The sequence below is a fragment of the Ruegeria sp. AF7 genome, assembly GCF_056541885.1.
Map to the genome: position 1 here is coordinate 173331 of NZ_JBQFYX010000004.1, position 12530 is coordinate 185860.

Genomic DNA, 12530 nt, shown 5'->3' on the forward strand with positions numbered 1-12530 from the left:
GCGATAATAAACGTCACGCTGTGAGGGTCCAGCTTTGAATTTCCAAAAGATCAAGTTGGCTGCGGGCCTGTATTTTGTTGCCACTCCGATTGGAACAGCACGCGACATTACGCTCAGAGCCCTGGATGTTTTGGCCTCAGCCGATGTGATTGCGGCAGAAGACACCCGCAGTTTACGTCGCTTGATGGATATACATGGCATCCCGCTGGAAGGTCGGCGAATCCAAGCCTATCACGACCACAGCGGCGCAGGCGCAAGCGGCAAAATCATGGAGGCGCTGGCGCAAGGGCAATCGGTGGCCTACGCGTCCGAAGCAGGAATGCCGCTAATTGCCGATCCGGGCTATGATCTGGGCAAGCAGGCCGCCGAAGCCGGGTATACCGTGACCTGCGCCCCCGGCGCATCAGCTGTTGTAACGGCCCTGACGTTGGCGGGGCTTCCCACCGATGCCTTCTTTTTTGCAGGCTTCCTTCCCAACGCATCCAAAGCACGCCGTACCCGTATCGAGGCGTTGAAGGACATCCCCGGCACATTGGTGTTCTACGAATCTCCAAAACGCGTTGCCGCCTGTCTGTCGGACCTGGCTGAGTGCCTTGGGCCTGAACGGCAGGCTGCGCTTTGTCGAGAGCTGACGAAAAAATTTGAAGAGGTCCGCCGCGGCAGCCTTTCCGATTTGGCAGAGGAGTATCGGGAAAAAACCGTCAAAGGCGAGATCGTCCTGCTGGTGGACCGCAGTCATTCGCAAAGTGTTAACGAATCCGATCTAGAAGAAGCTTTGAAACGAGCTTTGGAAAATCACTCGGTTCGGGATGCAGCGGATCTTGTCTCGGAAATGTACGACCTGCCGCGCCGACCGATTTACCAGAAAGCTCTGAAATTGGGCAAGGGATGACATGGGGCGGCGTGAACGACAGGGTTCGATCTCTTACCACGCCGGACAGGCCGCAGAGTCACAGGTCGCTGCAGATTACGAACGTCGGGGCTTTGCCATAGCGCATCGTCGCTGGCGGGGCGCTGGCGGAGAGATCGACCTGATTGCGCGCGACGGCGACGGGCTTGTGTTTATCGAAGTTAAGAAAAGCACCAGCTTTGAAAAAGCCGCTGCCCGGATCAGCCGCAAGCAGATCGAACGAATTTATGCCTCCGCCGCGCAGTTCTTGGAAAACGAGCCGGACGGGCAGCTGACAAACGTACGCTTTGACGCGGCACTTGTGGATGGCTCTGGCGCGGTTCAAATCATCGAAAACGCCTTTGGTTTTGGCTAAGCCCCATTGAACCCACAGGCGTGCTGGTCCATGTATCTGGCGGGAAACTGAGGGACATGTCATGAAAATCGCCTTTCAAATGGACCCGATCGGGGCCGTGAATATCAACGCCGACAGTTCATTCCGTCTGGCGGAAGAGGCACAGGCGCGCGGGCATTCCCTGTTTTTCTACGGTCCGGATCACTTGGCCTATCAGCAGGGTCGCATCACCGCACGAGGTCACGACATGACCGTGCAAAGGGTTGCCGGAGATCCTGCGGTTCTGGGCCCCGAACGTGAGGTGGATCTTGCCGATTTCGATGTCGTCTGGCTGCGCCAGGACCCGCCTTTTGATATGCACTACATCACGTCCACACATTTGCTGGATCGTCTCAAGGGTCAGACGCTGGTCGTCAACGATCCGTTCTGGGTGCGCAACTACCCGGAAAAGCTGTTGGTGCTGGATTTCCCCGACCTGACCCCGCCAACAACGATTGCGCGCGATTTACAGACGATCAAGGCGTTCAAGGAAAAGCACGGCGATATCATCCTCAAACCGCTTTACGGGAACGGCGGCGCGGGTGTGTTCCGGCTTGATGCCAATGACCGCAACCTGACTTCCTTGCATGAGCTGTTCACCGGATTCTCGCGCGAACCTCTGATCGTGCAGAAATTCCTGCCGGATGTCAGCAATGGCGACAAACGGGTGATCCTGGTGGATGGCGAAGCGGTCGGCGCAATCAACCGGGTACCCGCCGAAGGCGAAACGCGGTCGAACATGCATGTTGGCGGACGTCCGGAAAAGATCGGCTTGTCCGAACGCGATCTTGAGATCTGCGCGGCGATTGGCCCTCTGCTGAAGGAAAAAGGTCAGGTCTTTGTCGGAATTGACGTTATTGGCGACTATCTGACCGAGATTAACGTGACTTCACCGACTGGCATTCAAGAGCTGGAACGGTTTGATGGCGTAAATATTGCGGAAAAGATCTGGCAGGCCATCGAGGCCAGGCTTTAGGCCATAACCCGGGCAGAGATGCGAAAACTCAGTGCCTCGGCCACGTGTGGGCGGCGGATATCGGTCGCGCCGTCCAGATCGGCGATGGTGCGCGCCACCCTCAGGATTCTATGGAAGGCCCGAGCTGACAGGCCGAACCGATCCGCAGCTTTCAACAGCAGTTCTTTTCCTTCGGCATCGGGCGTGGCGATCTCTTCCAGTATTTTGCCTTCTGCGTCAGCGTTTTGTCGTAACTCCGGCGTGTCACGAAACCGGTCTGCCTGTATGGCACGCGCCCTTTCGACACGTGCTGCAACCGTCGACGAACTGTCGCCCGAAGGGGGCAGATCAAGGTCAATAAAGCCCACGGGCGGAACTTCGATCCGCAGATCGAACCTGTCCATCAAAGGGCCCGAGATTCGGTTCAGGTAATCTTCGCCACATCCCGGTGCCCGCGAACAGGCACGGGACGGATCGGTCAGATAGCCGCATTTGCAAGGGTTGGCGGCGGCCACCAGCATGAAACGACATGGGTATTTCACATGGGCGTTCGCGCGCGCCACCATGACTTCGCCGGTTTCAATGGGTTGCCGCAGGGTTTCCAGAACGGTGCGTGGAAATTCGGGGAATTCATCCATGAACAGCACACCATTATGGGCCAATGAGATTTCGCCCGGTTTGGCCCCTTTCCCGCCACCAACTATGGCCGCCACCGAGGCCGTGTGGTGCGGTTCGCGGAACGGGCGAGTGCGGTTTATTCCGCCTTCATCCAGTAACCCGCATAGCGATTGGATCATCGATGTTTCCAGGGCTTCCACGGCTGTAAGCGGCGGTAGAATTCCGGGAAGCCGCGCCGCCAGCATGGATTTGCCCGATCCCGGCGTGCCGATCATGATCAGATGGTGACGTCCGGCGGCGGCGATTTCCAGGGCGCGTTTGGCGCGCTCCTGCCCTTTCACATCGCGCAGGTCGCGGTTGGACGGTGTCAGGTTCACTTCGCCGGGTTGTGCCGCTGGCAAAGGGGATTGGCCTGAGAAATGGCGCACGACCTCTCCAAGCGATCCGGCACCGATCACCTGAGTGGCATCGACCCAGGCCGCCTCGGCGCTGGAGGCGCGCGGACAAAGCAATGTGCGGTCTTCTGACGCGGCCGTCATCGCGGCGGGCAAAGCACCAACAACGGGCACCAGAGAACCGTCGAGTGACAACTCCCCCAATGCAACGGTGCTTTCCGCGGCATCGGCAGGGATGATGTCGAGCGCGGACAAAAGCGCGACCGCGATGGGCAGGTCGAAATGGCTGCCTTCTTTAGGAAGGTCGGCGGGGGACAGGTTGATGGTGATCCGCTTGGACGGCAGCGCAATGGCCATCGCGTTCAGCGCGCTGCGGACGCGGTCACGCGCCTCGGACACGGCTTTGTCGGGCAGGCCCACGATGGAAAAGGCTGGCAGTCCGGGTGAGACTGCGCATTGCACCTCGACCGGGCGGGCATCAACGCCTTGAAAAGCAACGGTGTGGGCGCGGGCGACCATGGCAGTCCTGTTTTGGTTAACAGGACGTTGCTGCCACGGTTCTGGTTTAAGAGTCGTTAACGGCTGCGCGCATGGCCGCGAATTTGGGCCATGCTCCGGGGTCGGCCACAGTTTTGTTCCGGCAGAATGGGTTGCAGAACCCCCAGCATTGCCCGTCAAGCTCCAGGAAATCGGTGACAGGCTTGCCGGAATACGGGCAGGCGGCGTTGATTGACGGACCACCTGAAACCGGCTTCGCAGCAGAAACACCCCCGACTGGCCAAGGGCCGGACGGCAAGTCCTGCGCGTATGGGAAGGTGTCATACTCTACGGTCAATCCCATGGCGCGCCACTGTCTGACGATGGGATCAGAGAGCAGTTCCATGCAATAAGCCCGGTTCGCCTCTGACACCGGCAGCCCATATCCTATAATCCGCGCAGCAACGGGTGTGTAGAAGACGTCTGCCAGTGAATAGGCACCAAATAACGGGCCTTGGTCTGCCCCTGACACGCTCCTCGCATGTGCCCAGAGTGTTTCAATCCTCTCCAGGTCTGACAAAGTCGCCTCAGACGGCGTAAAGCCTTGCCACACGTTGCGCAGCTGCATGGCGCATTCTCCACGCAGGGCGCTGAATCCGGCTACCATTTCAGCGCATAGCCAGCGGGCCGTTGCCCGGGCTGCGGCATCCGAAGGCCACAACCCGGCATCGGGGTGGCGTTCGGCCAGTGTTTCGGCCATCGCCAGGCTTTCCCCCACAACCGTTCCATCCGGCATGCGCAGGGCAGGGACAAGGCGGGCAGGGGCCAGCGGTTCCATGTCTTGCGCCATAGTGCCGGAATAGAGGCCGATCATGTGGCTGCGATAGGGCAGGTTGAATTTCTCAAGCATCAACCAGCCGCGCATTGACCAGCTGGAGAAGAGGCGATCGCCGATATAAAGGTCATAAGTCATGCGCGGACGATGCCTCAGCTTTGCGGACCGGTAAATCAGTGATTTGTGTTGGACCTGTTCACGGAAGGTGATTGATCGACCCGACAGTCCACGCCCCGCCGTTGACAGCGATATCCGTCACCGAAAGGTTGTCGATCCGATGCGCAAAGGTCTGCTGCCCGTCCAGACCAAGGGCGCGCTGCACTTGTGTCAGGATCACGCCGAAATGCGCGACGATCACCAGATCGCGGCCCGTATGCGCGGACATAAGCGCGTCGATCGCGGAATCGACCCGGTCGCGGACCTCATTCCAGCTTTCACCTTGCGGTGGGCGGACATCACCGGGGTTGTCCCAATAGGCAAAAGCCAGCTCGGGGTCTTCGGCTTCAATATCGGCAAACCCGCGAAGCTCCCACTGACCGAAATGGATTTCCCGCAGGTCCGGGTGATGTGGCAGACGGTGACGCTGGCCCTGAATGGCCGAAGCAGTGTCAATTGCGCGCGACAGGTCGGACGAAATCACAAGTGCATCGAATGGCAAATGGTCGTGCAGGCGCTTCAGCGCCGCTGTATCGCTTAGATCAGCAGGCAGATCGGACCAGCCAACCATCGTCTTTGCATGCGTGGGCCCGTGGCGAACAAGATGCAGTCGTGTCACGGTAGCTGCCCTTTCAGGACCAACGGCAACCCGGCGGTCACTTGCACCACCAGATCAGCCTGCGCCGCAAGTGCGATGTTCAGCCGGCCCTGCGCTTCGCGAAAGCGGCGGGCAAGCGCGTTATCCGGAACAATACCGTGCCCGACTTCGTTCGACACGATCACAATCTGCGCGGGGCATGCGCGCAGCGACTTTAGCAGGTCAGTTTGGACCTCGCCCAGATCGGTTTCGGCCAGCAAGTGATTGCTGAGCCACATGGTGGCGCAATCGACCAGACAGACCTGATCCGAGGACAGGCTGGACAGCACCGGCTTCAGGTCTAGAGGCTCTTCAATCGTGGTCCACCCGCCGCCCCGCTGTTCCAGATGGCGATCAACCTTCTGCCGCATCTCGTCATCAAACACTTGTGATGTCGCTAGGTAAACTCGATTTTTCCCTGTGGAAACAACGAGGTTCTCGGCAAATGCCGACTTGCCTGAAGCAGCTCCGCCCAGAATTAAGGTTAAATCTGACGCCACAGTACTTACCTAAAGATGATCCAATTAGTGCTGTTTTGCGTATCGGTCATAGGTCGGCATGGCAAGCCCGGCCAACGCCTGCAAATCAGGGGGAGAGGTTTATGGCACTGGACAACGCGACAGATTTTTCGATGTCCCGGCAAGCGATGAAGGCCGAGTTGCTGGATGCGGAAACGGAACTGAGGCTGGCCTATGCCTGGCGTGACCAGCGTGATGAACAGGCGCTGCACCGCCTGATCACAGCGTATATGCGGCTGGCAATTTCGATGGCGGCCAAGTTCAAACGCTATGGCGCGCCGATGAATGACCTTATCCAGGAGGCCGGTCTGGGTTTGATGAAGGCCGCAGACAAGTTCGACCCTGATCGCGGGGTGCGGTTTTCGACTTATGCGGTGTGGTGGATCAAGGCGAGCATTCAGGATTATGTGATGCGGAACTGGTCCATGGTGCGAACGGGGTCCACCTCGGCGCAGAAATCGCTGTTTTTTAACATGCGTCGGGTTCAGGCCCGGCTGGAACGCGAGGCCGCGACCGAAGGGCTTGAACTGGACCGCCACCAGCTGCATCAGATGATCGCCACGGAAATCGGGGTTCCTTTGCGCGACGTTGAACTGATGGAAGGTCGGCTGTCAGGGTCGGATTTTTCACTGAACGCGGTGCAATCCGCCGACGAAGACGGGCGCGAATGGATCGATGCGCTGGAAGATGAACGCGAACAGGCCGCTGAAGCAGTTGAGCACACCCACGATACCGAACAATTGCGCCAGTGGTTGCTGATCGCGATGAACGCACTGAATGACCGCGAGCGGTTCATTGTGTGCGAACGCAAACTGCGCGAGCCTGCGCGGACACTGGAGAGTCTCGGCGTCGAGTTGGGACTGTCCAAGGAGCGGGTGCGACAGCTTGAGGCCGCAGCGTTCGCAAAAATGCGCAAGAACCTTGAAGCCCAGTCGAGCGAGGTGCAACACTTCATCGCATGAAACAGCTTGCGATTCTTGCGTGTGTTCTGGGCCTTATGGTCACAGCGGCGCGACCCGGACTGGCGGAAGATCTTATTTCCGATGATGTGGCTCTCGCGATGCGGGATGCAGATGTGGTAATTCTGGGTGAGGTTCACGACAATCCCCGCCACCACTTCATTCAAGCCGAAGCGATAAAGGAAATCTCACCCTCGGCCGTCGTCTGGGAGATGGTCACCGAAGAAGGCGCGCAACGGCTGGCGCAAAAAGCCGTCTCCAACCCGGAAGAGTTGAGCCGAATTCTGCAATGGGCAGAAAGTGGTTGGCCACCGCTCAGGCTGTATTATCCGGTGTTCAAAGCCTCAGGCGCGCCGGTTTACGGGGCCATGGTGCCGCGTGCTGCCGCGCGGGCTGCGATGGAACGCGGGGCCGCCACGGCGCTGGGTGCAGACGCGGCGCGCTATGGTTTGACTGTACCGCTGACGCCCGAGGAGCAGGAGGCGCGTGAGGCGGATCAAATGGCCGCGCATTGCGATGCTCTCCCACCCGAAATGTTACCCCAGATGGTCGCGATCCAGCGTTTGCGCGATGCGGTTCTTGCGCGCGCGGTGATACGCGCGATGGAAGAAACCGGCGGCCCGGTTGCCGTGATCACTGGGAACGGACATGCGCGCAAAGACCGAGGTATCCCGACATTTCTTGAACGCCTTCAACCCGGATGGAAGGTGGTCTCGGTCGGACAGTCCGAAGACGACATCATCGACGGTGACTTTGATATCGTAATCGACAGCCCCACAGTCGAGCGTGAAGATCCCTGTGCGGCGTTTCAGGTTCAGAATTAATCGCTGGAACAACCTGCTGGGCTTGCCTAATGTCGGGGCCGACCGGGACAGGAAGGGCTGAACATGCTGTCATCCAAACGCATTCTGCTGATCATCGGCGGCGGCATCGCGGCCTACAAATCGCTGGACCTGATCCGCAGGCTGCGTGAACGTGGCGCGGCCGTAACGCCTGTGCTGACGCGTGCGGCAGAGGAATTTGTAACACCTCTGTCCGTGTCTGCCCTTGCCTCAGAAAAGGTCTATGGTGACCTGTTCGATCTGACCGCCGAGGCCGAGATGGGTCATATCCAGCTGTCACGCTCTGCCGATCTGATCGTCGTGGCCCCCGCAACAGCGGACCTGATGGGCAAGATGGCGGGGGGGTTGGCAAATGATCTGGCATCGACCCTTCTGATGGCGACAGACACGCCTGTTCTGTGTGCGCCCGCGATGAATGTACGCATGTGGGAACACCCGGCGACGCGACGCAACCTGAAGCAGCTTCAAGCGGATGGCGTGCGCTTTGTTGGCCCAAACGAAGGTGATATGGCCTGCGGTGAATATGGGCCGGGACGCATGTCGGAACCGCTGGAAATCGTCGCGGCGGTTGAGGCGCAGCTTGCGGCAGGACCCTTGGTGGGAAAGCGCGTGCTGGTAACTTCGGGCCCGACGCATGAGCCGATTGATCCGGTCCGGTATATCGCGAACCGCTCTTCCGGGGCGCAGGGCTCGGCCGTGGCACAGGCGCTTGCGGATTTGGGGGCCGAGGTGATCTTTGTCACAGGCCCCGCAGACGTACCGCCTCCGGCGGGTGTGCAGGTCGTGCCGGTCGAGACCGCGCAACAGATGTCGGACGCGGTTGATGCGGCGCTTCCCGTCGACGCGGGCGTGTTTGCGGCTGCGGTGGCAGATTGGCGCGTGGCCAGTGCGTCGGACAAGAAGCTGAAGAAAAGCCGAGACGGGCTTCCGGTTCTGGAGTTTGCCGAGAACCCCGACATTCTCAAACGTGTCTCGCGGATGGAAAATGGGCGCCCACCTTTGGTTGTCGGCTTTGCGGCCGAGACCGATGACGTGATCGAACATGCTACCGCCAAGCGGCTGCGCAAAGGCTGTGACTGGATTGTTGCCAACGATGTCAGCCCTGCCACCGGGATCATGGGCGGGTCCGAGAATGCGGTTATCCTGATTTCGGACAGCGGAGCCGAGGAATGGCCGCGTATGGGCAAGGCCGAGGTTGCGCGGCGGTTGGCAAGCAGGATCGCGGACGCGTTGGCGGGCTGAAGGAAAGGCAAAACCATGGTTGCAATTCGAGTGATCCGCGAAGACGGGGCAGACCCCGCCGTGGCGCTTCCGTCTTACGAAACTGCGGGTGCTGCTGGCGCGGACGTGCGGGCCAACTTGCCCCAGGGGGCTTCGATCATGCTGGAGCCCGGACAGCGGGCGCTTGTTCCGACCGGTCTGCGCATTGAAATCCCGCAGGGATACGAGGTTCAGGTTCGTCCCCGCTCGGGCCTTGCACTGAAATACGGGATCACGCTGCCCAATACACCGGGCACTATCGACAGTGACTATCGCGGACCTCTGGGGGTAATCGTGATGAATGCCGGTCAGGAACCGTTCGAGATTGTCCATGGCGATCGTATCGCGCAGCTGGTAGTTGCCCCTGTCGTGCAGGCGGCATTCGAACTGGCTGAGGCATTGGGTGAAACAGATCGCGGGGCTGGCGGTTTCGGCTCGACCGGGCGCGGCTGATGTTGCTGGTTCTTGTTCTGGCAGCGGGGCTATGGGGCGTTGGCTATATCGCCGGCACGTCAAAAACCGCGCGCGTGGTGTCGGTGAGTGTGTTGTTGGTCGGGGTGATCCTGTCTCATCTGATCTTGCCGGATGGGCATCCTCTGCGCGAAGCAACCGGTGGGTCTGCGGCGCTGTGGCTGATCCTTGCAGGTTTCGCGGCCATCGTTTTGTTATATGGCCGTGTGCTGAAGGCCCTGCGTAACCGCGCAGTACAAGCATCCAAGCCGGAAACCACCATGCCCTCTGACCGTTTCACCGAAACCGAACTGAACCGGTATGCCCGTCACATTGTGCTGCGCGAATTGGGCGGGCCGGGTCAGAAAAAGTTGAAACAGGCCCGTGTTCTGGTGATCGGCGCGGGAGGTTTAGGCGCCCCGGCGCTGCAATATCTGGCGGCCGCAGGTGTGGGTACAATCGGGGTCATTGACGACGACATAGTCGAGAATGCGAACCTGCAGCGGCAGGTGATCCACCGCGATGCAGATATCGATATGCCCAAGGTCTTTTCCGCCCAGCAAGCTATGGAGGCGCAGAACCCGAATGTGGAGGTTCTGCCCTTTCATCGCAGATTAAGCGATGAAATCGCAGCAGATCTTTTTGCCGACTTCGATCTGATCCTTGACGGTACGGATAATTTTGAGACCCGGTACCTGGCAAACCGAACCGCCGCCGCGTTGGGCAAGCCACTGATTTCGGGGGCCTTGTCGCAGTGGGAAGGGCAGCTCAGCGTGTTTGACCCAGCCAATGGCAGCCCGTGCTATCAGTGTATCTTTCCCGAAGCCCCGGCCCCCGGTCTGGCCCCGTCCTGTTCCGAGGCTGGTGTGATTGGCCCATTGCCGGGCGTCGTCGGATCGATGATGGCGGTCGAGGCGATCAAGGTGATAACGGGCGCTGGCATGGCGCTGCGGGGCGAGATGCTGATCTACGACGCCCTGTACGGTGAAAGTCGCAAGATCACTCTGACCCGCCGTGCCGATTGCCCCATTTGTGGTGCCGCAAGCAATTAACCTTTCTTAATGTGGGCTGGGGGTTCTGGAACACCCGGCCATGGCGAACTAGCTATAGGATCAAAGGAGATCCGCATGACCAACCCGATCCTGTCCAACTGGACCACCCCATTCGAAATAGCCCCTTTCGCCGATATTTCGGATGAAGATTTTGCCCCGGCTTTGGATCAGGCGATGACTGCGCATAACGCGCAGATCGACGCGATTGCAGCAAATGCAGAGGCCCCTACTTTCGCGAACACGGTGGAAGCCCTTGAGGCTGCGGGCGAGCAGCTGGACAAGGTTCTGTCGGTCTTCTTCACCGTTGCAGGCGCAGACAGCAACCCCAAGCGGGAAGAGTTGCAGCGCGCGTTTTCCCCCAAGTTGTCGGCCCATTTCTCGGGAATTTCCTCGAACAAGGCGCTGTTTGAACGCGTTGCCGACCTTTGGGCGCGGCGCGAAAACCTGAACCTGACCGAGGAACAGGTACGCGTTCTGATGCTGACCCATCGAGGATTTGTTCGTGCAGGCGCGGCGTTGGACGGGGACGAAGACGCTCGTATGCAAGAAATCAAGTCGCGCCTAGCCTCATTGGGGACATCCTTTACCCAGAACCTGCTGGCGGATGAGCGGGATTGGTTCATGGACCTGACCGAACAAGATCTGCAGGGCCTGCCGGATTTCGTTGTGAATGCGGCGCGCGCTGCTGGTGCGGAAAAGGGTGCGGAGGGGCCGGTTGTTACCCTGTCCCGGTCGCTGATCGTGCCGTTTCTTCAGTTTTCACCTCGTCGGGACCTGCGCGAAAAAGCATATCGCGCCTGGGCTGCCCGCGGGGCCAATGGTGGCGAGACAGACAATCGCGACATCGCGGCTGAGATTCTGAGCTTGCGTGAGGAACGCGCCAAGCTGTTGGGCTATGACAACTTCGCGGATTACAAGCTGGAAACCGAGATGGCGCGCACGCCGGACCGGGTACGCGAGTTGTTGATGCAGGTGTGGGAACCAGCCAAGGTTCGCGCTGATGCGGACGCAGGAATCCTGACCCAGATGATGCAGGAAGACGGCGTCAATGGTCCGCTGGAAGCTTGGGACTGGCGCTATTACGCTGAAAAGCGGCGCAAGGCGGAACATGATCTGGATGAGGCGGAACTGAAACCCTACCTGCAACTGGACCGAATGATCGAGGCATCGTTTGCTTGCGCAAACCGCTTGTTCGGGCTGGAGTTCAAGCCTTTGAACGTGCCGCTTTATCACCCGGATTGCCGCGCGTGGGAAGTTACGCGCAACGGTCGGCACGTCGCCGTGTTCATAGGTGACTACTTTGCACGGGGGGCAAAGCGATCAGGTGCCTGGTGCAGCGCGATGCGGGCACAGGCCAGATTCCCGAAAGAACAGGCACCGATTGTCATCAATGTCTGCAACTTCGCCAAGGGTGATCCGGCGCTGCTGTCTTATGACGATGCACGCACCCTGTTCCATGAGTTTGGCCACGCCTTGCATCAGATGCTGTCCAACGTGACCTATGAAAGCATCTCGGGGACTTCGGTTGCGCGCGATTTTGTAGAACTGCCCAGCCAGCTTTATGAACACTGGCTGGAAGTGCCCGAAGTTCTGGCCGAGTTCGCCACCCATGCCGAAACGAACGAACCGATGCCGAAGGAGATGCTTGAAAAAGTGCTGAATGCCGCCAATTTCGACCAGGGGTTCCAGACGGTGGAATATGTCGCCTCGGCCCTTGTCGATCTGGCTTTCCACGATGGCGACGCCCCGGCGGACCCGATGGCAAAACAGGCCGAGGTTCTAGCCGGGTTGGGGATGCCGCAAGCCATTGGAATGCGCCATGCCACGCCCCACTTTGCGCATGTTTTCGCAGGCGATGGCTATAGCTCGGGCTACTACAGCTATATGTGGTCCGAGGTGATGGATGCTGACGCCTTTGCGGCCTTCGAAGAAGCAGGTGGTGCCTTTGATCCTGAACGGGCCAAAGCGCTGGAAGACAATATCTTGTCCACCGGCGGTTCGCGCGAGGCAGAGGATTTGTATCTGGCGTTCCGGGGGCGATTGCCGGGCGTGGATGCCCTGTTGAAAGGCCGCGGTCTGATTGCGGCGTGACT

Annotated in this window: 13 protein-coding genes; 9 read left to right on the forward strand and 4 right to left on the reverse strand. The window is 59.5% G+C overall.

Annotated features, from left to right (window positions below; all coding sequences use genetic code 11):
• Positions 1–34: 34 nt before the first annotated feature.
• The 3 genes from rsmI to gshB all read left to right on the forward strand — a co-directional run bounded on the left by rsmI (position 35) and on the right by gshB (position 2259).
• Positions 35–892, forward strand: a complete 858-nt coding sequence (gene rsmI, locus ACR0AP_RS10810) for a 16S rRNA (cytidine(1402)-2'-O)-methyltransferase (protein WP_480506759.1) — start codon at positions 35–37, stop codon at positions 890–892.
• Between the two features lies 1 nt (position 893).
• The gene (locus ACR0AP_RS10815; protein WP_480483210.1) at positions 894–1265 is read left to right on the forward strand and encodes a YraN family protein; all 372 of its coding nucleotides are present in this window, start codon (positions 894–896) and stop codon (positions 1263–1265) included.
• 61 nt (positions 1266–1326) lie between these two features.
• Positions 1327–2259, forward strand: a complete 933-nt coding sequence (gshB, locus tag ACR0AP_RS10820) for a glutathione synthase (protein ID WP_480506760.1) — start codon at positions 1327–1329, stop codon at positions 2257–2259.
• Here the strand turns inward: gshB and ACR0AP_RS10825 are convergent.
• From ACR0AP_RS10825 to cobU, 4 genes are read right to left on the reverse strand one after another with little or no spacing between them, the layout of a single operon-like run.
• Complete coding sequence (locus tag ACR0AP_RS10825) at positions 2256–3770, reverse strand: YifB family Mg chelatase-like AAA ATPase (protein WP_480506761.1); 1515 nt, start codon at positions 3768–3770, stop codon at positions 2256–2258. The two genes, gshB and ACR0AP_RS10825, sit on opposite strands and share 4 nt — an antisense overlap.
• Positions 3771–3816: 46 nt before the next feature.
• On the reverse strand, positions 3817–4701 hold the full coding sequence (locus tag ACR0AP_RS10830) for a glutathione S-transferase (protein WP_480506762.1): 885 nt from the start codon (positions 4699–4701) through the stop codon (positions 3817–3819).
• A gap of 58 nt (positions 4702–4759) precedes the next feature.
• The gene (locus tag ACR0AP_RS10835; protein WP_480506763.1) at positions 4760–5338 is read right to left on the reverse strand and encodes a histidine phosphatase family protein; all 579 of its coding nucleotides are present in this window, start codon (positions 5336–5338) and stop codon (positions 4760–4762) included.
• The gene (gene cobU, locus ACR0AP_RS10840; RefSeq protein WP_480506764.1) at positions 5335–5856 is read right to left on the reverse strand and encodes a bifunctional adenosylcobinamide kinase/adenosylcobinamide-phosphate guanylyltransferase; all 522 of its coding nucleotides are present in this window, start codon (positions 5854–5856) and stop codon (positions 5335–5337) included. The genes ACR0AP_RS10835 and cobU overlap by 4 nt, the downstream gene beginning before the upstream one ends.
• A gap of 101 nt (positions 5857–5957) precedes the next feature.
• On the opposite strand from cobU, the gene ACR0AP_RS10845 reads away from it, so the two are divergent.
• The 6 genes from ACR0AP_RS10845 (at position 5958) to ACR0AP_RS10870 (ending at position 12528) form a co-directional block, all read left to right on the forward strand.
• Entirely contained in the window at positions 5958–6836 is an 879-nt protein-coding gene (locus ACR0AP_RS10845; protein ID WP_480506765.1) for an RNA polymerase factor sigma-32, read from the forward strand.
• The gene (locus tag ACR0AP_RS10850) at positions 6833–7657 is read left to right on the forward strand and encodes a ChaN family lipoprotein (protein WP_480506766.1); all 825 of its coding nucleotides are present in this window, start codon (positions 6833–6835) and stop codon (positions 7655–7657) included. Before ACR0AP_RS10845 ends, ACR0AP_RS10850 begins: the two co-directional genes overlap by 4 nt.
• A 63-nt stretch (positions 7658–7720) precedes the next feature.
• Positions 7721–8917 carry a bifunctional phosphopantothenoylcysteine decarboxylase/phosphopantothenate--cysteine ligase CoaBC gene (coaBC, locus tag ACR0AP_RS10855; RefSeq protein WP_480506767.1) on the forward strand — a complete coding sequence of 399 codons (1197 nt, stop codon included), beginning with the start codon at positions 7721–7723 and terminating at the stop codon, positions 8915–8917.
• A 15-nt stretch (positions 8918–8932) separates the two neighbouring features.
• Positions 8933–9388, forward strand: a complete 456-nt coding sequence (dut, locus tag ACR0AP_RS10860) for a dUTP diphosphatase (RefSeq protein WP_480486699.1) — start codon at positions 8933–8935, stop codon at positions 9386–9388.
• Positions 9388–10437 carry a HesA/MoeB/ThiF family protein gene (locus ACR0AP_RS10865; protein WP_480486701.1) on the forward strand — a complete coding sequence of 350 codons (1050 nt, stop codon included), beginning with the start codon at positions 9388–9390 and terminating at the stop codon, positions 10435–10437. The genes dut and ACR0AP_RS10865 overlap by 1 nt, the downstream gene beginning before the upstream one ends.
• Positions 10438–10512: 75 nt before the next feature.
• The gene (locus ACR0AP_RS10870) at positions 10513–12528 is read left to right on the forward strand and encodes a M3 family metallopeptidase (protein WP_480506768.1); all 2016 of its coding nucleotides are present in this window, start codon (positions 10513–10515) and stop codon (positions 12526–12528) included.
• The last annotated feature ends 2 nt before the right edge of the window (positions 12529–12530 follow it).

What these genes read in the sequence shown, in the direction of transcription:
- ACR0AP_RS10830 (WP_480506762.1), bottom strand. Translation starts at nt 4,701, where the DNA reads ATGACTTATGACCTTTATATCGGCGATCGCCTCTTCTCCAGCTGGTCA.
- ACR0AP_RS10870 (WP_480506768.1), top strand. Translation starts at nt 10,513, where the DNA reads ATGACCAACCCGATCCTGTCCAACTGGACCACCCCATTCGAAATAGCC.
- gshB (WP_480506760.1), top strand. Translation starts at nt 1,327, where the DNA reads ATGAAAATCGCCTTTCAAATGGACCCGATCGGGGCCGTGAATATCAAC.
- dut (WP_480486699.1), top strand. Translation starts at nt 8,933, where the DNA reads ATGGTTGCAATTCGAGTGATCCGCGAAGACGGGGCAGACCCCGCCGTG.
- ACR0AP_RS10850 (WP_480506766.1), top strand. Translation starts at nt 6,833, where the DNA reads ATGAAACAGCTTGCGATTCTTGCGTGTGTTCTGGGCCTTATGGTCACA.
- ACR0AP_RS10815 (WP_480483210.1), top strand. Translation starts at nt 894, where the DNA reads ATGGGGCGGCGTGAACGACAGGGTTCGATCTCTTACCACGCCGGACAG.
- ACR0AP_RS10865 (WP_480486701.1), top strand. Translation starts at nt 9,388, where the DNA reads ATGTTGCTGGTTCTTGTTCTGGCAGCGGGGCTATGGGGCGTTGGCTAT.
- ACR0AP_RS10825 (WP_480506761.1), bottom strand. Translation starts at nt 3,770, where the DNA reads ATGGTCGCCCGCGCCCACACCGTTGCTTTTCAAGGCGTTGATGCCCGC.
- ACR0AP_RS10845 (WP_480506765.1), top strand. Translation starts at nt 5,958, where the DNA reads ATGGCACTGGACAACGCGACAGATTTTTCGATGTCCCGGCAAGCGATG.
- coaBC (WP_480506767.1), top strand. Translation starts at nt 7,721, where the DNA reads ATGCTGTCATCCAAACGCATTCTGCTGATCATCGGCGGCGGCATCGCG.